Source organism: Bacillus pseudomycoides DSM 12442, from assembly GCF_000161455.1.
In the GTDB taxonomy this organism is placed as follows: Bacteria; Bacillota; Bacilli; order Bacillales; family Bacillaceae_G; genus Bacillus_A; species Bacillus_A pseudomycoides.
On the sequence record NZ_CM000745.1, the window covers coordinates 4,593,670 to 4,612,724 of the forward strand.

The 19,055-nt window shown below is 37.2% G+C and carries 16 protein-coding genes; 5 read left to right on the top strand and 11 right to left on the bottom strand.

Going from position 1 to position 19,055, the window contains the following annotated elements; all coding sequences use genetic code 11:
- The 3 genes from BPMYX0001_RS31410 to BPMYX0001_RS23395 form a co-directional block, all read right to left on the bottom strand.
- The coding region (locus BPMYX0001_RS31410) for a Cna B-type domain-containing protein (protein WP_157753663.1) at positions 1 to 2,178 on the bottom strand (2,178 nt) is incomplete at its 3' end.
- A gap of 1,689 nt (positions 2,179 to 3,867) precedes the next feature.
- On the bottom strand, positions 3,868 to 5,538 hold the full coding sequence (gene argS / locus BPMYX0001_RS23390; RefSeq protein ID WP_003202452.1) for an arginine--tRNA ligase: 1,671 nt from the start codon (positions 5,536 to 5,538) through the stop codon (positions 3,868 to 3,870).
- Complete coding sequence (locus BPMYX0001_RS23395; RefSeq protein ID WP_016112723.1) at positions 5,538 to 5,975, bottom strand: YwiB family protein; 438 nt, start codon at positions 5,973 to 5,975, stop codon at positions 5,538 to 5,540. Before BPMYX0001_RS23395 ends, argS begins: the two co-directional genes overlap by 1 nt.
- Positions 5,976 to 6,178: 203 nt before the next feature.
- Between BPMYX0001_RS23395 and BPMYX0001_RS23400 the strand changes: the two genes are divergently transcribed.
- Positions 6,179 to 7,165, top strand: a complete 987-nt coding sequence (locus tag BPMYX0001_RS23400; RefSeq protein WP_006096690.1) for a S66 family peptidase — start codon at positions 6,179 to 6,181, stop codon at positions 7,163 to 7,165.
- A 26-nt stretch (positions 7,166 to 7,191) separates the two neighbouring features.
- Here BPMYX0001_RS23400 and BPMYX0001_RS23405 read toward each other — a convergent pair whose 3' ends face one another.
- Positions 7,192 to 7,554, bottom strand: coding sequence for a YxeA family protein (locus tag BPMYX0001_RS23405; protein ID WP_033799265.1), 363 nt, complete (start codon positions 7,552 to 7,554; stop codon positions 7,192 to 7,194).
- Positions 7,555 to 7,779: 225 nt separating this feature from the next.
- Here BPMYX0001_RS23405 and BPMYX0001_RS23410 point away from each other — a divergent pair, with 225 nt between their 5' ends.
- On the top strand, positions 7,780 to 8,817 hold the full coding sequence (locus tag BPMYX0001_RS23410) for a PTS sugar transporter subunit IIC (RefSeq protein ID WP_003209243.1): 1,038 nt from the start codon (positions 7,780 to 7,782) through the stop codon (positions 8,815 to 8,817).
- A 358-nt stretch (positions 8,818 to 9,175) separates the two neighbouring features.
- Here BPMYX0001_RS23410 and speB read toward each other — a convergent pair whose 3' ends face one another.
- The 4 genes from speB to BPMYX0001_RS23435 form a co-directional block, all read right to left on the bottom strand.
- Complete coding sequence (gene speB, locus BPMYX0001_RS23420; RefSeq protein ID WP_003209245.1) at positions 9,176 to 10,048, bottom strand: agmatinase; 873 nt, start codon at positions 10,046 to 10,048, stop codon at positions 9,176 to 9,178.
- A 318-nt stretch (positions 10,049 to 10,366) separates the two neighbouring features.
- Positions 10,367 to 11,194 (bottom strand): spermidine synthase, encoded by an 828-nt coding sequence (speE, locus tag BPMYX0001_RS23425; protein WP_003202439.1) that lies wholly within the window; start codon positions 11,192 to 11,194, stop codon positions 10,367 to 10,369.
- A 186-nt stretch (positions 11,195 to 11,380) separates the two neighbouring features.
- Entirely contained in the window at positions 11,381 to 12,544 is a 1,164-nt protein-coding gene (locus BPMYX0001_RS23430; RefSeq protein ID WP_006096692.1) for an MFS transporter, read from the bottom strand.
- A 5-nt stretch (positions 12,545 to 12,549) separates the two neighbouring features.
- Positions 12,550 to 12,957, bottom strand: a complete 408-nt coding sequence (locus BPMYX0001_RS23435) for a MerR family transcriptional regulator (RefSeq protein WP_018764893.1) — start codon at positions 12,955 to 12,957, stop codon at positions 12,550 to 12,552.
- Positions 12,958 to 13,108: 151 nt separating this feature from the next.
- Here BPMYX0001_RS23435 and BPMYX0001_RS23440 point away from each other — a divergent pair, with 151 nt between their 5' ends.
- Together BPMYX0001_RS23440 and BPMYX0001_RS23445 are read left to right on the top strand one after the other, a co-directional pair.
- Positions 13,109 to 13,834 carry a glycerophosphodiester phosphodiesterase gene (locus BPMYX0001_RS23440; protein ID WP_006096695.1) on the top strand — a complete coding sequence of 242 codons (726 nt, stop codon included), beginning with the start codon at positions 13,109 to 13,111 and terminating at the stop codon, positions 13,832 to 13,834.
- 85 nt (positions 13,835 to 13,919) lie between these two features.
- Positions 13,920 to 15,971 carry a transglycosylase domain-containing protein gene (locus BPMYX0001_RS23445; RefSeq protein WP_018782392.1) on the top strand — a complete coding sequence of 684 codons (2,052 nt, stop codon included), beginning with the start codon at positions 13,920 to 13,922 and terminating at the stop codon, positions 15,969 to 15,971.
- Positions 15,972 to 16,113: 142 nt separating this feature from the next.
- On the opposite strand, the gene BPMYX0001_RS23450 is transcribed toward BPMYX0001_RS23445, so the two are convergent.
- Together BPMYX0001_RS23450 and BPMYX0001_RS23455 are read right to left on the bottom strand one after the other, a co-directional pair.
- Positions 16,114 to 16,623 (bottom strand): YwhD family protein, encoded by a 510-nt coding sequence (locus tag BPMYX0001_RS23450; RefSeq protein ID WP_003202432.1) that lies wholly within the window; start codon positions 16,621 to 16,623, stop codon positions 16,114 to 16,116.
- Between the two features lie 25 nt (positions 16,624 to 16,648).
- Positions 16,649 to 17,323, bottom strand: coding sequence for a site-2 protease family protein (locus BPMYX0001_RS23455; protein ID WP_003202430.1), 675 nt, complete (start codon positions 17,321 to 17,323; stop codon positions 16,649 to 16,651).
- Positions 17,324 to 17,435: 112 nt separating this feature from the next.
- On the opposite strand from BPMYX0001_RS23455, the gene BPMYX0001_RS23460 reads away from it, so the two are divergent.
- On the top strand, positions 17,436 to 17,621 hold the full coding sequence (locus tag BPMYX0001_RS23460; protein ID WP_001147172.1) for a 2-hydroxymuconate tautomerase: 186 nt from the start codon (positions 17,436 to 17,438) through the stop codon (positions 17,619 to 17,621).
- Positions 17,622 to 17,662: 41 nt separating this feature from the next.
- Here the strand turns inward: BPMYX0001_RS23460 and BPMYX0001_RS23465 are convergent, their stop codons facing one another.
- On the bottom strand, positions 17,663 to 18,967 hold the full coding sequence (locus BPMYX0001_RS23465; RefSeq protein ID WP_016112734.1) for an HD domain-containing protein: 1,305 nt from the start codon (positions 18,965 to 18,967) through the stop codon (positions 17,663 to 17,665).
- Positions 18,968 to 19,055 lie beyond the last annotated feature (88 nt).

Here is a 19,055-nt window from a genome sequence, read left to right on the forward strand (position 1 = left end):
TTCACTTACTTCTTGTGTCGCAAGCACTTTGCCATTTTGTAGTAAGTCTACTTTGATCATTGCCGGACGATCTTTCGCATTGTCGTCTTTCCATGTCTTCGTTCCTTCTACTTTTGTTTGGCTTACTTTTGTATTCGTGATGTCATAACCTTTTACTTCGGATTGATATCCATCTACCGGTTGTTCTTTCACTTCATACTTATATGTCTTACCTTCGGCATCATATGCCGCTAAGTCTGTAAACGCATATTTCCAACCTGTTGCTTCGCTTACTTCTTGCGTCGCAATCACTTTACCATTTTGTAGTAGGTCTACTTTGATCATTGCTGGACGATCTTTCGCATTGTCGTCTTTCCATGTCTTCGTTCCTTCTACTTTTGTTTGGCTTACTTTTGTATTCGTGATGTCATAACCTTTTACTTCGGATTGATATCCATCTACCGGTTGTTCTTTTACTTCATACTTATATGCTTTTCCTTCGGCGTCGTATACCGCTAGATCTTTGAATTCATACTTCCAACCTTTTTCCGCTGTTACTTCTTGTGTTGCGATTACTTGGTCGTTTTGTAGTAATTCTACTTTGATCGTCTTCGGACGATCTGGTGCGTTATCGTCTTTCCATGTTTTCGTTCCTTCTACCTTTGTTGTTTGTACCACTTTTGTATTCGTAATATCATAACCATTTACTTCTGTTTGATATCCATCTACCGGTTGTTCTTTTACTTCATACTTATACGCCTTACCTTCGGCATCATATGCCGCTAAATCTTTGAATTCATATTTCCAACCGCTTGCTTCTGTTACTTCTTGCGTTGCGATCACTTTATCATTTTGTAGTAAGTCGACTTTAATTGTTTTCGGACGATCTTTCGTATTATCGCCTTTCCATGTTTTTGTTCCTGCAATGGATGTAGTTTTCACTTTATTTGGAATTGGCAACTTAACTCCATTTACAACACCTGATTTAACTTCGAAACTTACTTTTGCTTGAGGATCGAAATCAACATAGTCTGGAGCTGAAACCTCTTGCACATAATATTTACCTGGTTGTAAATTAGGAATTTCGATTATACCTTGCCCATCTGTTGTATATACATCTCCAACTTGTTCACCCGACTCTTTATACAACTTAAATGAAACATTCGGTATGAATTTATCTTCATTCCCTTCAAGATACTTAACAATTTTTAGCGTTCCTTTTGAAGGCAAGTCACCTTCAGCACCACCGCCAGCTGTCATATTTTCGACTGGGTAACTACCCGATTCAGTAACTGGGTCTTTGTGCAGAACTTGGTAATCAATCGTATAATCATTCTTAAAAAACTCTTGCTTCTTTCCGGCTTCCGTTATAGTAGATGTATAACCAATCGAAAAGGAGGCAAGACGTGCTTTATCCTTATAAAGCACAACTTTAAATGATTTGTCACCAGTAAAGGTAATCGTTCCGTAACGTTGCTTTTCAAACTCTTGTAGAGTTAAAGATCGACGACCTATATAATCATCAATAATTATATAGAAACTATCCTTATTAAGTGTTTGACCTTCCTGTAAATTATCAGTCACAACAATATCGCGACTTAACTCTTCTTTATTTAAGTTTATATTCAAGAACCAACGTACTTCATTGTCCTTACCTGAGTTCATATCACCAGTTTTATAAAAAAACGGTGGCTTTCCAGGATCTGTACCACCACCACCGCTTGGGCCGGTAATTGTTACAGATTGCTTATCTACATTTGTACCGAAATTGGTTTCAATCTCTTTCTTTTGATCCGTTCCTACATTAGCGGCTTCCACGTAAAAGTTTAAATACCCTTTAATATTTTGATGTGTACTCACTCTATCATTAAATGTACATACCACAGTACCTGCAGTGACTTTACAAGTACCATAGTCATCTAATAGAAACTCTCTATCTAATCCTTTTAATTCTGGAGGCAGCGTTAATGTTAGTGTATCTCCAGGCTTCAGCCTAAGTCCATTTTTTTCACTGAAGTTTACAGTTACTTTAGTCCGTTCTGTGGTCTGTAGATTTGTTTTACCAATCTGAAAACTATCCACAAACCCTGCTGTATTTAACTCTTGTGCATTTGCTACTATACCTAAAAAACTCTGACCTATAGTAAACATAAAAATCATTATAATCGAAAAAATCGAAGTTATTCTTTTTAAATACATGCTTTATGTTATCCTCCCTATAAAATTAAATGTTGCTAGATTCTGGTACAAACATACTATGACAAAGATTCTATTATTCAATGTCATTAAGCTATTTTATTTAAATATGTTTGATAGCTATTATCATCTTTTTCTCTTTTTTCAACTCTTCTATTGTTTAGAAACTTGAAATTTGCTTTTTATATAGATTCATCTAATTTCTCCCACATGTCTAAACTGTGTTATTTCTGGTCTATATTGTTTACCAAAAATAGATAAGGGAAAGGACAAGCTTTGATAAAGGAATTCCAATTACAAATACACATGAATGGGCCATAGAACAACTTCAGAGTCAGGAGAAGACAATTCAACAAGCATTCACGATAAAACTCATGACAGTCATTCGTCTTATTATGCCGTAGAGTTTCCTAAATTTCTTCATATCTAGCGCAAACGATTGCTCCATACGCAAAAAATTTTAGTGTGAGCAAGTATAGACGAGCTACTTCACAGCAAATATGCATTTGGTCAACCCCCATAATTATCCTCATAAAGAATAACAAGAAGTACAGCGTATAATCGAATTTAGCACCCCAGCCGAAGAGAGTTATGGCTTTGAAACGTGCTAGGATACTCGTATTCTAAAGGATGTCATTGAAGATATGTCTTCGTTTTCTGTCATCATGAGTCGAAGTGAAATTAGCCATATGTTAAAACGTTTTATGTTTCGTTGCACAACTGAACTACACACCGAAACAATCAGACAAGAAATGTTCCAATATAAACGCTATATGATTAAAAATGCTCCGGACGAAGTATTTTGCCTATGAAGATAAAAGTCATATTCTCCAAATCTGAATACAGTGGAACGAATTTGGGGGTAAATAAAAAAGAGTGTACTGGGCAACTAATTTCATGTGAATCGTGCAGAAATATGAAATTCAGCCTTTTCATTTTTGGAGTCTATAAATGAGTGTCGAGAAAAAGTAATTTGCCTAATGGATCTATGGCTATGTCGAAGAATTAAAATGAACTTATACATACATTTCACTTACTCGCTAAGAAGAGTTAGCTTTTCTAGGGCGACATTACATTTTAATATCGAGAGATTTATATATATAAGTGATGATAATATCAAAATCGAGAGATTTATATCCTTTCATTATTTTTATCAAATCATGAAAACTTTAGTTGGACTATATGTACTATTTTAGACATAAAATCCCTAGTTTTTGACTAGGTTGGAAGTTTTCAAGATTAATTACTAATTGTGTAGATACTCGGTTAGATGAAGTGTTAGTTTAGTATTTGGCATAGTTGTAACAATATCATTTATAACAATCACACCATTTACTGGTAACATTTCATCTACTAATACTACATGTATAGCTTTTTGATAATTTTACCCCCGACAACCTATTATTCTAGAATTGTTCTAAAAAATCAATAGTTAATTGATGTTTTTCTATTTTCACTTCATCACCATAACATATATTTAGAGTAGAAAACTGAAACAGAAAAAGAGATAGCTTTGCTATCTCTTTTTCTGCCCAGCTTCCCCTCATCAAGCCGTACGTGAGGTTCTCCCCCATACGGCTTTTCGATGGTCTGCTTTCTTTGCCATCTAATCAGTCTATAGACTGATCAGATGTTTTTTTATCAACCTGTATATCACTTTTAAACAAAAATAAGCATCTTTTCTTTTGCCTATTACATTTTCTCAGGTGCAGATACACCAACTAATGCTAATGCATTTTGAAGTGTAATGCGTACTGCACGCATTAAGTCGTAACGAGCTTTACTTAATTCTAAGTTATCTGGGTTTAATACTTTTTCTGCATTGTAGAAGCTATGAAGCGCTGCTGCTAATTCAAACGCATAGTTTGTAATGCGGTGTGGCAGACGTTTTTGCGCTGCTTCTGCAACTGCTGCTGGGAATTCACCCAGTTTTTTCAGTAAGTCTACTTCTTTTTCAGAAGCAACAAGTTTGTAATTGATATCTCCACCTGCAGTTAATCCAAGTTCTTCACCTTGACGAAGGATACTGCATACACGTGCATGAGCATATTGTGCATAGTATACAGGGTTTTCGTTAGATTTTGATACCGCTAAATCCATATCAAAGTCTAAGTGAGAGTCACCGCTGCGCATTGCAAAGAAGTAACGCATTGCGTCCACGCCTACTTCTTCCATTAGCTCACGAAGTGTAACAGCTTTACCTGTACGCTTACTCATTTTTACTTTTTCACCGTTTTGGTATAGTTGTACCATTTGGATGATTTCTACTTCTAACGTCTCTTTATCGTAACCAAGCGCTTGAATCGCTGCTTTCATACGAGGAATGTAACCGTGGTGGTCAGCGCCCCAAATGTTGATTAATTTATCAAATCCACGCTCTAATTTATCACGGTGATACGCGATATCTGGCGTTAAGTATGTGTAAGAACCATCATTTTTAATTAATACGCGGTTTTTATCATCACCATAAGTCATAGAACGGAACCAAGTTGCTCCGTCTTCTTCAAATATTTCATCGCGCTCTTTTAATACCGCAAGAGCTTGATCAATTTTTCCATTTTTGTATAGTGATGTTTCAGAGAACCATACGTCAAACTTAACACGGAAGCTTTCTAAGTCTTTTTGAAGTTTTGCTAATTCGTATTTCAAACCGTACTCACGGTAGAATTCATAGCTTTCTTTCTCATCAGCTTTTGCATAACGATCGCCAAACTCTTCAGCTAAGCGTTGTCCGATTCCGATGATATCCGCACCATGGTATCCATCTTCTGGCATTTCTTTTTCTAGCCCTAATGCTTGCATGTAACGAGCTTCGACAGAAAGCGCTAAATTATGAATTTGGTTACCAGCGTCATTAATGTAGTATTCACGAGATACATCGTATCCTGCTTTTGCTAATACGTTGCATAATGTGTCACCTACTGCCGCACCACGTGCATGTCCTAAGTGAAGGTCACCTGTTGGGTTTGCAGATACGAACTCAACTTGTACTTTTTCACCTTTACCAGTGTTTGTTTCACCATAATTCGTGCCAGCTGTAACAATTACCGGAATTAAGTCTGTTAAATAGCTATTATCCATATAGAAGTTAATAAAACCAGGACCAGCAATTTCAATCTTTTCAATAGAAGCTTTTGCTTTATCGAAGTTTGCAATTAATTCCTCTGCAATCATACGAGGAGCTTTTTTTGCTACGCGTGCAAGCTGCATCGCCATGTTTGTAGAGAAATCACCATGCGTTTTATCTTTTGGAGATTCTAATACAACGTTTGGAATTTGTTCTTCTGTTGCTAACTCTGCTTTTAATACGGCAGCTTTAATTTCTTCTTTAATCAATTCTTTTACTTGTTCTAAAGAGTTCATTATTTTGCCTCCTTCAAATTAATCGTAATTGTATATCGGCCCGCTTCTTGTTCACTTAGAAGCAATGCGTACGTTAAAAAGAGTTGTCCTTTTTTCTTCTCGTCCGACCATTTAAAAAGAACGTTATCAGTTTTCGTTTGCAATGCAAACGTACCAAGTTCACTCGTATACGTACCAGTTGTCCATTCACCTTTCGCATGCGTCTGACGCATAGAAACAGCACCTGAACGCATAATGAGAACTTGTTCACCTTGAATTTTAATGATTGTCTTTACTTCGCCTTGTTCGTTCGGCTCTTGAAACGTTACATATGTACCTTGACCTTTTACATAGTATTGACCATTTGCCTCAAAAGCAACGGTCTCCTTTCGTGCCCCTTCACGGATTTCTGTTACGAAATGAACGTGTACTGGCAAGCCTGCAAGTTGTTTCTCCACGTCTTGCACACCTTTCAATATGTTATAGATATTAAATAAACTTTATAATAAATCACTTTTCCTATCATATCAAAAAAAACCTATGTCTGTCTGCTGAAAAATCAGGAAAACCCTGTTTCGAAAAAACAATTTATAAAGATCTATCTCCTATGATAAAATGTCTTTTAAATCTAAATTTTCTTTCATTAAAAGGAGTGCTCCAAATGATACCACCAAAGTTAAAACAAGGTGATGAAATTCGAGTCATTTCACCTTCTTGTAGTTTAAGTATTGTCTCAGATTATAATCGTGAGCTTGCTATGAAACGAATAGTAGATATGGGATTTCGTGTTACATTTTCAAAAAACGCTGAAGAAATTGATCGTTTTGCTTCTTCTTCCGTTTCTTCTCGAGTTCAAGACCTCCATGAAGCTTTCGCAGACTCCAATGTAAAAGCAATCTTAACAACACTTGGAGGATATAATTCCAATGGGCTACTAAACCATATAAATTACGACTTAATTCGTAGCAATCCAAAAATTTTATGTGGTTATTCTGATATTACAGCTCTAGGCAATGCAATTTATGCAAAGACTGGTCTTATTACATATTCAGGTCCTCACTTTTCTTCTTTTGGAATGGAGACAGGGCTCGATTATACGATAGATTACTTTTTAAAATGCATGACTTCTGAAGAGCCAATAGAAATACAACCTGCTGAAACGTGGAGCGATGACTCTTGGTATATGGACCAAGAAAATCGCACTTTCTTCCAAAATGAAGGTTATATTTCCTTACATGAAGGTGAAATAGTTGGCGAAATTATTGGCGGTAATATGAGTACCTTTAATTTACTACAAGGCACAGCATATATGCCGAGCTTACGAGATAAAATATTATTTTTAGAAGAAGATGCTCTTACAGGAAAAGCTACAGTTAAGACTTTTGATCGTTACTTACACTCTCTCATCCAACAACCAGATTTTGAACATATAAAAGGTATTGTAATTGGAAGACTACAAAAAGGTTCTGAAGCTGTCATAGAAGATATTCAAGAAATGATTTATTCAAAACAAGAGCTTTCCCACATTCCTGTAATTGCAAATGCCAACTTTGGTCATACAACTCCAATCTTCACTTTCCCAATTGGCGGACGTGTAGAAATTGTTTCTACTCAAACAAACACATCGATTACAATTTTAAAACATTAAAAAAAGGAGCGAACAATTCGCTCCTTTTACACTTTCTGTAATTGTTTTAAGGCTTTTTCTGGAATTTCTTCTTTTGAAATTTCAGCCCAGCCTTTTCCTTGCATGCCCTTAGCATAAATTTTTATAAAAGCACCTGAATTTAGCTGACGATTCATGATCTTTTTAATCGTTTGTTGCTTTCCATCCTCTGTATACCCTTTGAATGTATACAAATATTCATCGTCTATTTTCTCACCCTTATTTATAACTGCGTAATAATCTTGTATTTCTTTATTTGAAAAGAAGTTATCGACAAAAGCCTCTACACCTTCTGTTTTTGATTGTAAATAATATGCCGTACCACCTAAAAGAATGGCAAAGACGACTAACACTTTTATTACCAATTTCATATATGGCCTCCTGTTTATTCTTATCAGTCACATATTTATATCTGTATTATACAGATAAGGGCATACTATATACTATTGAAATGTATTACACTTTCCTTACACTATTGTAAGGAAAGTGCTCGCAGTATTTTCCCAATAAAAAAATTTTCCGTTTAAACAACTTTTGTATTATTATTGAATAATACAAATTTTTATAAACAAAATTAAAAAGGGGACATTTTTCAAATGGCTATCTTGCAAGGTTTAGCACTACTACTCGTTGTACTTTTTCTTTTTACACTGTTTAGCTTTCGTGCTCCTTACGGAATGAAAGCAATGGGGGCCCTGGCTAATGCTGCAATCGCAAGCTTTCTTATTGAAGCATTTCATCGATACATCGGCGGCGAAATGTTTCATAACAACTTTTTACAATCGGTTGGACAAGCTTCCGGTAGTATGAGCGGTGTCGCGGCTGCTATTTTAGTAGCACTCGCAATTGGTGTATCTCCTGTATATGCTGTTTTAATCGGTATCGCCACTAGTGGATTTGGTATTTTACCAGGATTTTTTGCTGGATATGTATGCGCCTTTGTCGTTAAATTTCTAGAAAAGAAATTGCCAGCTGGTGTAGAATTTCTTGCCATTTTATTCGTTGCAGCACCACTTTCTCGCGGAATGGCTATGCTTATGGACCCCGTTGTAAATGCTACACTTGGAAAAATCGGCTCTATTATTTCAATCGCAACCACAGAAAGCCCAATTATTATGGGAATTATGCTTGGTGGACTCATAACAGTTATTTCTACATCTCCATTAAGCTCCATGGCGCTAACTGCTATGCTTGGATTAACAGGTTTACCAATGGCTATTGGTAGTCTTGCAGTAGCAGCCTCTGCTCCAATGAATTTTATTTTCTTTAAACGTTTAAAGATCTGCTCAAAGAAAGATACAATTGCTGTAGCAATTGAACCATTAACACAAGCCGATGTCGTAGCAGCAAATCCCATTCCAATCTATACGACAAACTTCGTGGGTGGTGCACTTGCTGGTATTATTACATCCTTATTCCAACTTGTGAACAATGCCCCCGGTACAGCATCACCAATTCCAGGACTCCTTGTTCTCTTTGGGTTCAACGATGTAATGAAAGTAGCCATTGCAGCTATATTATGTGGAATCGTGACCACAATTATTGGTTATATCGGAACAATTATTTTCCGTAAGTATCCAATTCGTTCCGCTGATGAAATTCGCGGAATCGCTTCGGAAGAAAAAGTTGCATAAGAAAAAGGAGCTAGTTCCATCAGGTTGGACTAGCTCCTTTTTTCTTATACGTTTTGTAAACGGATGTCGAATTTTGCAGAAGCGTCGATATATGGATGCTGCGAGCCGGCTTCCGCTTTTACTTTATCCAGCTACAGCGGCTAGAATGCTCGGTGGCTTCGCTTCTTCCTACGAGGCAAAAATACCTCTACGTCAGAAGCTCCATCCCCTCCCATTCTGAACGAGCCGCTTCCGCTTTTACTTCATCCAGCTGCGCCAGCTAGAATCTCTGGCCATTTCACACTCTCGGTCGAAGCCAAAAGCGCTTCTCGTTCGAGTGCTCCAATGACCTGCGATTCTGAGCAAACTGCCTCCGCTTTTACTTCACCCAACCAAGAAGCATTTCCCGCACGAATTTGCTTGCTGCGATTGGTGTTTGATCACTATGATCATAGACTGGAGCTACTTCTACTAAGTCTGCTCCAACTACTTTTATATTTGAATTTGCAATTGCTACGATGGAATCTAATAATTCTTTAGATGTGATACCACCAGCTTCTAGTGTTCCTGTTCCAGGAGCATGTGCTGGATCTAACACGTCAATGTCAATTGTGACATAAACTGGGCGTCCTGCAAGCTTTGGTAATACTTCTTTCAACGGTTCTAATACGTCAAATTTGTATAGGTTCATGCCCACTTCTTTTGCCCATTCGAATTCTTCTTTCATTCCAGAACGAATTCCGAAAGAATATACGTTTTCCGGACCAATTAAATCGCACACTTTACGGATGGGTGTAGAGTGAGATAAAGGCTCCCCTTCATATGACTCACGCAAATCAGTATGAGCATCCATATGAATGATTGCTAAATCCGGATATTTTTTTGCCATTGCCTTAAAAATTGGCCAAGACACTAGGTGCTCACCGCCAAGACCTAGTGGAAACTTACCGGCATCTAATAGTTTTGTTACATATTCTTCAATCATGTCTATACTGCGTTGTGGATTTCCGAATGGTAGCGGAATATCACCAGCATCAAAATATTTTACATCTTCTAGTTCACGATCTAAATATGGACTGTACTCTTCTAGTCCAATCGATACTTCACGAATACGTGCAGGACCAAAACGAGAGCCTGGACGGTAACTTACTGTCCAATCCATTGGCATCCCATAAATTACTGCCTCTGCATCTTCAAAACTTGGATGACTTTTAATAAATACTTTACCTGAATAAGCTTCATCAAAACGCATATTCTTTTCCTCCTTATGTGGAACTTAAGGTATCCCAACCTTTCATTATTTCTCAAATTTGGAGTGCTACACTCCTCTTTCTCGATTTACCTCAATCTTCTTTTAGCGATAGAAGATTATTTTATTATAATAGCGTCAGCAGCTAGCATGTCCGTTCTATCGCACACCTTGAATGAGCTGCTTCCGCTTTTCTTTTGTCCAGCTACAGCGGCTAGAACGCTCGGTGGCTTCGCTTCTTCCTACGAGGGCAAAAGACGCCTCTACGTCTGAAGCTCCATCCCCCTCCCATTCTGAACGAGCCGCTTCCGCTTTTAATTATTATTTAATTAAGTCTCCAACAAACTTCGGTAATACGAATGCTGCTTTATGCAGTTCTTTTGTGTAATATTTCGTTTCGATTTCGTGGAAACGCTCTTCGCTTACTTCTAATGGGTCATATTCTTTAGATCCAATTGTAAATGTCCACATTCCACTTGGGTATGTTGGGATATTCGCTGTGTATAAACGTGTAATTGGGAAGATTTCTTTTACGTCTTTAAACACAGTTGAAATTAATTCTGGTGTAAACCAAGGGTTATCCGTTTGAGCAACGAAAATCCCATCTGCTTTTAACGCTTTTGAAATTCCAGCGTAGAATCCTTTTGTAAATAAGTTTACTGCTGGGCCTACTGGCTCTGTAGAGTCAACCATAATTACATCGTACTCATTTTCGCTTTCTGCGATGTGTAGGAAACCGTCTCCTACTTTTACTTCAACACGCTCGTTATCTAACGCACCTGCAATTGATGGTAAGTACTGTTTAGAGTACTCGATTACTTTACCGTCGATTTCAACAAGTGTTGCTTTCTTTACGCTTGGGTGCTTTAATACTTCACGGATTACACCACCATCACCACCGCCAACAACTAATACGTTCTCAGGGTTTGGATGTGTAAATAAAGGTACGTGTGCCACCATTTCGTGATACACAAACTCGTCCTTCTCTGTTGTCATAACCATGCCATCTAAAATAAGCATGTTTCCGAACTCTTCTGTCTCAACCATATCAAGCTTTTGAAATTCTGTTTGCTCCGTATGTAATGTGCGGTTAATACGCGCCGTAATTCCAAAATGTTTTGTTTGTTTTTCAGTGAACCATAGTTCCATCGTACAATCACGCCTTTCATTGCAAATTTATAATAGGGACATCATTAATGTCCCCTAACAAAAATAAAACAAAACATACAAAATGTATAGTTAAAAGTACAAAAATACCGAAAATATATTTTGGTAAAAGTATTTTTATTCATATATTATTTAAACACTATATTTAACAACAAAGAAAACCCTTTCTTAAGAAAGGGTTTCTGATTCTAATTTAGAACCTTCTCGAACAGGAATCAAAATCATAACACAACCAACTAATACAACAATTCCCCCAACTAAAAATGGACTTTGCGGTGAAATCGCATGGCCGATAATTCCTGATAAAATTGGTGCAATTGCCCCGCCAAGCCAACGAACGAAATTGTATACACCGGACGTAATAGATCTTTCATAAGGTGAAATATCCATGACATAGCTTGTATATAAAGCGTTATTTAGTCCCGATGCTAATCCAGATAAGACGATAAGAACAATTTGTAACCACATAACTTTAACAAAAAATAATGCGATTAGCAGAATTGCAAATACAAGTAAGCTAAATCGTAACAATGCTTTCGGTTCATATTTCCCTTCTAATTTATGCGCTAATATTGCAGATCCATATGCTAAAGCAAGTCCCCAACCGCAAAATACGAAACCTAACTGAATTGCCGATAAATGCATAATAAGTGGTGAATATGCTAATACAACGAAAAATCCGTAATAATATAACATACCTGAAATTGCACCTTGCATAAACGGTTTATACTTAATAAGGTTAAGTAACTCCCCCACTCCAGCTGCTTTTCGCTGTACTTTTCGCTCCGGCTCTTTTACAAAAAAGAAAACAAGAATAAATGCTAATAAAATTAAAAGACTTGTCGCAAAAAATGGGTAACGCCAAGAATGTCCACCTAGTAGTCCTCCTAATAATGGTCCACCGGCCATCCCTAAACCAATCGCAGCTTCATATAAACCAACCGCTTCATGTACTTCTTTACTAAGAGCAATTAATAATGTCATCGCTGTTGCGAAAAACATCGCATTACCTAGCCCCCAGCCAGCACGGAAAAGAGATAACTGGGCAATCGTTTGTGATATACCACATATAAAAGCAAATACAGTTACAATTGATAAACCAATTGTCATCATTCTCTTATCACCAAACCGTGCTGCGAATAAACCAGCCGGTAGCATCATAATTGCCATCGTTAAAATATAAGCTGTAAATAACATCTCCACTTGCCAATGCGTTGCCCCTATCTTCTCAGCGATAATCGGCAATATAGGATCAACTACTCCGATGCCTGAAAAGGCAAGAAAAGTAGCCAGCACTGTAATCAATCTTCCCAATTTTTGTTTGCTCTCCATATTCATTACTCTCCTTTTGTGTCCTCCAAGAATTTACGTGCACGCCCTAAACTATTCTCTAATTCTGCTTTCACGCGCTCCATTTGTTTCATTTTTGTATCCAGCGTTTGCACTTGGTTCTCAAGCATATCCTTAATTTCTTGAATCACTTCACGGTCACGTGGATTGTCACTATTTCGTCTTTGTTCCATGCGTTCTTTTAATGATAAGAAATGCTGCATTTCTTGAAGTGTGATTCCTAATACTTCTTTCGCTTCTACAATCTTTTTAATACGTACAATATCTTCATCTGTATAAAGACGAATATTCCCTTCGCTACGCTCCGGCGGATAAATTAAACCAATTTCCTCATAATAACGAAGTGTACGTTTTGTTAATCCAACTTGCTTCGTTACCTCATCAATCTTATACATGTTTATTCCTCCCCTCATCACATTATTACACTTTACGTTAACGTTAACTTTTATGCAAGTGTTATACTTCTGTAAATGTTTGGCATATGGATTGTATTTTTCTCGTCGCAGTTTCATAATGGAAGAAATGAACTCATAAGGAGATTTTCAGATGAAAAAACCACTTATTTTTGCCCATCGCGGAGTTAAAGGAACACATCCGGAGAATACAATGATTGCTTTCCAAGAAGCAGAGCGTGTTGGTGCCCATGGCATTGAACTTGATGTTCACCTTTCGAAAGATGGTGAGATTGTTGTGATTCACGATGAAACTGTTGATCGCACAACAAGTGGAATTGGACTTGTTTCTGAAAAAACAGTAGTGGAATTACAGTCTCTTGATGCCGGTAGCCATAAAAACCCTTCTTTTCATGAAGCAAAGATTCCAACCTTACGCGAAGTATTCATTTGGCTCTCTACGACAAATTTACAACTTAATATTGAATTAAAAACAGACGTAATCCACTATCCAGGTATCGAAGAAAAGGTTGTCGACCTCGTTCGTGAATATCATCTTTCAAACCAAATTATATTCTCATCTTTTAACCATGATTCCGTTTCCCTACTCGCGGAAATTGCACCTGAAATTCCAAGAGCTATTTTATACGATGAACCACTCAGTGATCCAATTGCTGCAGCCAAGAAAAGGAAGGCGTCCGGATTACACCCAAATTTTCAGTTACTAACAAAAGAATTTGTGCAAACTGCACAGCAGCAAGGCTATGTTTTCCGTCCCTATACAATCAATGAAAATAAAGACTTACAAACAATGATCGATTACGGTGTAGATGTAATTATTACGGATTGGCCAATGCGCGCTTTTGAGCTTCTTTCTTAATTGAAAGGGCTCTTTTTCATTTTGTGTTTAAAATACGAAAAAACCCTCAATACTAATAAAAGTATACGATGAGGGGATGAAAAAGATGGATCAAACTGTGAATCCAAAACTGAAAAAATATAAACGTCTTTTCTTCACCGCACTTTTTTCATGCATTCTTTTTTTCGTTTTTTCGTTTTTTATCATCATCATAGTAGCAAAGATTATGGGGCCGCCTCCCATCGCTGTCCCGCAAACGAGCACCTTTTATGCCAATGATGATACTGTAATAGGACAAAGCAACGGGATGCAAAAGCGCTATAACGTATCTCTCGACCAAATCTCTCCTTATGTGAGAGAAGCGACACTCTCTATTGAAGACCAACGATTCTATGATCACCATGGCTTCGATATAAAAAGAATTGCTGGTGCAATCATTGCAGATATAAAAGCAATGGCAAAGGTCCAAGGTGCTAGTACGATTACGCAGCAATATGCCCGCAATCTATATTTAGATCATGATAAAACTTGGAAACGAAAAGCGTTAGAAGCAATATATACCATTCGTCTTGAGGTTAATTACAGCAAGAATCATATTTTAGAAGGATATTTAAATACGATTTATTACGGACACGGCGCTTATGGTATTGAAGCCGCTTCCCGTCTTTACTTTAATAAATCTGCTAGTGACTTGACATTAGCAGAGGCTAGTATGTTAGCTGGTATCCCAAAAGGCCCTAGCGTATATTCTCCCTATTTAAAGGAGGAACGAGCAAAAACAAGACAATCAATCATTTTAGATGAAATGGTAGAGCAGGGCTATATTACGAAAGGGCAATCTTCCTCTGCCAAAAAGGAAAAGCTTACATTTGCTTCATTAGAAACAAAAGAAGTCGCAGAAATAGCACCTTATTTCCAACACGCTGTACACTCCTCTCTCCTGCATGATATTGGACTCGATGAGCAAACATTACAGCGCGGTGGATTCCATATTTACACAACACTAGACCCAAAACTACAAACAATAGCCGAGCAATCTGTAAAAGATACGATTCCAGAAACAACTAATATACAAACGGCTCTTGTCTCAATGAATCCGAAAACAGGAGAAGTAGCAGCTCTTATTGGTGGAAAAGATTATAAAGAAAGTCAATTTAACCGAGCGATTCAGGCATCTCGCCAACCAGGATCCACCTTTAAACCTTTTTTATATTATGCTGCACTCGAAAAAGGATTTACACCAGCGACTCGCTTAAAAAGCGAATATACAGTATTTACATTAGGAGACGGTGTTTCTAAATATAAACCGAAAAATTATAAAGACTACTATGCCGATGATTTTGTGACGATGGCGCAAGCCCTTGCTGTATCAGATAACGTATATGCCGTGAAAACACATTTATTTTTAGGAGAGGACTCTTTAGCAAAAACCGCTAAGCAATTTGGGATTATAAGTTCATTAAAAGATGTACCATCCCTTGCCCTTGGTACGTCTCCTGTAAAACCAATTGAAATGGTAGGTGCGTACAGTATGTTTGCCAATGGGGGAAAACAAGTAAAACCAACCTTTATTCGCCGCGTTGTCGATCATGAAGGGAATATTTTATATGATGCACATTTAGAAAGTAAACAAGTGCTCGATAAAAATAATACGTTTGTAATGGAAGAAATGATGACAGGAATGTTCAATAAAAAACTAAGTGGGTATGCTTCTGTTACAGGACAATCCCTGCTTCCAAAACTATCACGTACGTATGCAGGAAAATCTGGTTCCACAGAAACAGATAGCTGGATGATCGGCTTCACTCCGCAAATAGTAACAGGTGTATGGGTCGGATACGATCAGCCAAAATCCATCACAAACCCAGCAGAACAAGGCTACGCAAAAAAAATATGGGCCGATACGATGGAAAAAGGACTAGAGGGTCAGCCTAAAAAGGAATTCAAGCAACCAAGTGATATTATTGCTGTAAATATCAATCCTGAAAATGGAAAAATCGCAACGAAAGGCTGTCCAGTTTCCGTGAAAATGTATTTTGCAAAAGGAACAGAACCGACTGAATACTGCATGGATCATATTGATGATAAAGAAGAATTCGAGAAGGCTAGCAAAGAGAAGAAAAAAGAGAGCTGGTGGAAAAAATACTTTCCATGGTAAATACTTATCTTATTTGTAGCATCAATATATCGGTGCTTCGACACAACATATCGACGTTCCGACAATATACGACATAAAGAGAAATACTACCATACCCCAAAAACACCAAAGGCTACCAGAATTTCTCCCGGTAGCCTTAAAATTATTCTCCTAATAATGCATGACGCAATTCTTCACTAGACTCGTTCCAAATTGCTTCATTATGCTCTTTTAAGAATGTACCAAGCACCTTCTTAGATGGTTCATCCATATGGTCAACCATGATGTAACGTTTTAATGATTTATCCATCTTGTTTACATGCTCTGGAAGTGATTTATAACCACGGCGAATTTCACGATCAACTGTCATCTCACAAGCTGTTACACCTGCATAGTAAGCACCTTTTGCCGTTCTCTCAATTGTTACCCACACAAGCCAATACGGTTTTCCATTTGGAACTTCATCTTTATTTGTTAAAAACTTAATCCCTTTTTCCACAGTACTACGCGCATGCATCGCACCAATATCAACAAATGCAGTTTGCTCTAATACATCTACAAAAACAGGTGAAATATTTTCTAAACTTAACGCCCCAACACCAAAGCCACCATGCCCATCTGTTGAATCATTCTTCACAATATTAAAACCGATTTTTTTCTTTTTCTCTGTCATATGTAAACTCCTCCTCACTCATGTATTACATTAGCCCAAATATAGGTGCAATAATACTTTGTAAAAATCCTAGTACGTGCGGGATTACTACACTGAAAATTGGTTGAATTGTATAACGGTCAAGCGGTGTAATAACAAGAATCAATAAAGCAATTGCTCCATATTTCTCATATTGCGTCATTTTCGCACGAACATTTGCCGGTGCTAAGTCTTCAATTACACGATATCCATCCAGCGGTGGAATCGGTAATAAGTTAAAAACAAATAAAACGATATTAAGAACAATAAAAATTTGGAAGAATTGACCTAATGTATCCGCCACCGCAAATGGGATGGCATCTAGTACTCCAAACCTTAACAAACTGTACCAAATGATTAAACCGATAGCACTTAAGATTAGGTTACTAATCGGTCCTGCAATAGAAACTAGTACACCAGCAAGACGTGGTCTTTTAAAGTTATAAGGGTTAACAGGTACCGGACGTGCCCAACCGAACCCAAGAATTAATACTGCAATCATTCCGATCGGGTCTAAATGAGACATTGGTGATAAAGTTAAACGCCCCTGCCTTTTCGCTGTATCATCACCAAACTTATATGCAACATATGCATGTGCAAATTCATGCATAGACAACGCGATAATAATAGCCATTGCTACCAGTGGAATTTGGTGCAGTGGATATCTAAATAACTGATCCATACTTCATCTCCTCTTCATTATGTCAAAAAAAGAAAATATTTGTTTTTTCGATTGTTCTTCCTTAGAATCCGTTATAATAAGATTGTAACTTACATAAAAGGAGCGATTGTACATGCCATACGTAACAGTGAAAATGCTAGAAGGACGCACAGAAGAACAAAAGAAAGCTCTTGCTGAGAAAGTAACAACAGCAGTAAGCGAAACAACTGGTGCTCCAGAAGAAAACATCGTTGTTTTCATCGAAGAAATGTCTAAAAATCATTATGCAGTTGGCGGAAAACGCTTAAGCGACAAATAATTTCAGTTTTCTTTACTAAGAAGCAGTCCTATGACTGCTTCTTATTTCTTTCCTTCTAATAACTCAATAATTTTCTCTTTATATTTTCCTTTTCTTCCATCTTCATAGATTAAATCATGCGGATAGAAAAGTTTTTGATCCCTTCTCTTCTTACCAGTAATCGCTTCTACAATATCAGATTCACGCGAAAGCTCTCTGAGATCTCCATTTGGCATAAGAAGCAAGATTGGAAGCCGCTCTTCTTCTTCTCCGGCACGGTAAAAGTCATACGGTAAGTCCGATGTTGAATCAACAACTAAATAGTACTCTGGATCGAGTCCAATCTTTTTAAATAAACTACTTAATTCCATCCAATTATCTAAACCATGATTCTCTGTAAACTCTACATATTTAAAGAGATTTCGGTTCATAAAACGGCGACATAAATCACTTAGAATTTGGTCATCTTCATCTTGCCATACCTGGAAATAATAATACATTACATTCTCGTCTAGCTTTAAATAATCCTCTACTGTTACCTCTTCTTCAAATAAAGAATAGAAATGAACAGGATGATACTTAAATGTATAATACTGCTCATGCAATGTTTTCGCACGGTGTAAAATCTTTGTTAAAATAACTTCTGCACTGCGCGTTACCGGATGGAAATACACTTGCCAGTACATTTGATAGCGACTCATAATATAATGCTCAACAGCGTGCATACCGCTATTTTTAATTACTACTTGATTTCCGTATGGGCGCATAACACGCAATATACGTTCCATATCAAAATTCCCGTACTTCACACCAGTAAAATAGGCATCTCTTAATAAATAATCCATACGATCTGCATCAATTTGACTAGAGATCATACTAATTGCTAATTTATTATCAGACGTTTTCGCAATAACATCTGCTACTTTTTGTGGAAACTCTCGGTCTACGCGGCCGAGTACATCATTGATTTCCGTATCACCAACAATAATTTTTTGTGTGAACTTCTCATGATCTAATGAAAAAACTTTTTCAAAGGAGTGTGAGAACGGACCATGTCCAACATCATGCAAGAGCGCTGCACATAAACATAATAATCTATCTTCTGCATTCCAATTTGGTCTGCCATCAAACACATCATCAATCATACGACGAATAATCTCATATACACCTAATGAATGAGTAAAGCGACTATGTTCCGCACCATGAAATGTAAAAAATGTCGTTCCAAGCTGCTTAATACGGCGCAAACGTTGAAATTCCTTCGTTCCGATTAAATCCCAAATTACGCGATCACGCACGTGCACATATTTATGTACTGGGTCTTTAAACACTTTTGTTTCGCTGAGTTTGTCGTTTAAATATACCATATCGACACCCTCCTTCCTTACTACATTCTTATCTTTATTATAAACGAAAGACTATAGAAATGCATAAAATTCCCCTATATACAGAAAA

Coding starts and splice junctions, on each gene's coding strand:
- argS (WP_003202452.1), bottom strand. CDS start 5,538: ATGAACTCTTTAGAACAAGTAAAAGAATTGATTAAAGAAGAAATTAAA.
- BPMYX0001_RS23400 (WP_006096690.1), top strand. CDS start 6,179: ATGATACCACCAAAGTTAAAACAAGGTGATGAAATTCGAGTCATTTCA.
- BPMYX0001_RS23405 (WP_033799265.1), bottom strand. CDS start 7,554: ATGAAATTGGTAATAAAAGTGTTAGTCGTCTTTGCCATTCTTTTAGGT.
- BPMYX0001_RS23410 (WP_003209243.1), top strand. CDS start 7,780: ATGGCTATCTTGCAAGGTTTAGCACTACTACTCGTTGTACTTTTTCTT.
- speB (WP_003209245.1), bottom strand. CDS start 10,048: ATGCGTTTTGATGAAGCTTATTCAGGTAAAGTATTTATTAAAAGTCAT.
- speE (WP_003202439.1), bottom strand. CDS start 11,194: ATGGAACTATGGTTCACTGAAAAACAAACAAAACATTTTGGAATTACG.
- BPMYX0001_RS23430 (WP_006096692.1), bottom strand. CDS start 12,544: ATGGAGAGCAAACAAAAATTGGGAAGATTGATTACAGTGCTGGCTACT.
- BPMYX0001_RS23435 (WP_018764893.1), bottom strand. CDS start 12,957: ATGTATAAGATTGATGAGGTAACGAAGCAAGTTGGATTAACAAAACGT.
- BPMYX0001_RS23440 (WP_006096695.1), top strand. CDS start 13,109: ATGAAAAAACCACTTATTTTTGCCCATCGCGGAGTTAAAGGAACACAT.
- BPMYX0001_RS23445 (WP_018782392.1), top strand. CDS start 13,920: ATGGATCAAACTGTGAATCCAAAACTGAAAAAATATAAACGTCTTTTC.
- BPMYX0001_RS23450 (WP_003202432.1), bottom strand. CDS start 16,623: ATGACAGAGAAAAAGAAAAAAATCGGTTTTAATATTGTGAAGAATGAT.
- BPMYX0001_RS23455 (WP_003202430.1), bottom strand. CDS start 17,323: ATGGATCAGTTATTTAGATATCCACTGCACCAAATTCCACTGGTAGCA.
- BPMYX0001_RS23460 (WP_001147172.1), top strand. CDS start 17,436: ATGCCATACGTAACAGTGAAAATGCTAGAAGGACGCACAGAAGAACAA.
- BPMYX0001_RS23465 (WP_016112734.1), bottom strand. CDS start 18,967: ATGGTATATTTAAACGACAAACTCAGCGAAACAAAAGTGTTTAAAGAC.